The 539-nt window shown below is 67.2% G+C and carries 1 protein-coding gene; it reads left to right on the top strand.

The features are described 5' to 3' along the window. Nucleotides 1-61: 61 nt before the first annotated feature. Nucleotides 62-539 (top strand): type IV pilus assembly protein FimV (locus tag VTU_RS25820; RefSeq protein WP_369021514.1); only part of this gene is annotated, 478 nt, incomplete at its 3' end.

The raw sequence follows: 539 nt of genomic DNA, 5'->3' as shown, positions 1-539 counted from the left end.
CCCCAAACCCGCGCCCCCTCCCGCCGTCCCCGCCGAAGATCCCGGCCTCCTGTCAACCCTCATGGCAGATCCGCTACTGCCCATAGGCGCAGGCATCGTGCTTGCGGGCCTGCTGGGTTTTGGCGCCTACCGCTACCGCGCCACGCGCAGTTCCCGGCAGAACCGGGACAGCACGCAGAGCGAAAACAGCAGCCTTCAGCATGACTCCCTGTTGGGCCCCAACGGCGCTCAGCGCGTGGATACCGCTGCGGGCAATCCACTGACCACCAGCGGAAGCACCTCCATGGCCTACTCCCCCAGCCAGCTCGACGCGGGCGGCGACGTGGACCCCGTGGCCGAGGCCGACGTGTATCTGGCCTACGGACGCGACATCCAGGCCGAAGAAATCCTCAAGGAAGCCGTGCGCCACAGCCCCGGCCGCGTCTCCGTGCACACCAAGCTCGGTGAAATCTATGCCAAGCGCCAGGACCGCAAGGCCCTGGAAGCCGTCGCAAGCGAGATATTCAACCTCACCCATGGCGCAGGCCCTGACTGGGTCC

The sequence above is a fragment of the Verminephrobacter aporrectodeae subsp. tuberculatae At4 genome (assembly GCF_000193225.1).
In the GTDB taxonomy this organism is placed as follows: domain Bacteria; phylum Pseudomonadota; class Gammaproteobacteria; order Burkholderiales; family Burkholderiaceae_C; genus Acidovorax; species Acidovorax aporrectodeae.
Note: the sequence above shows the minus strand (reverse complement) of the source record. Positions and strands in the feature narration are given on the sequence as shown.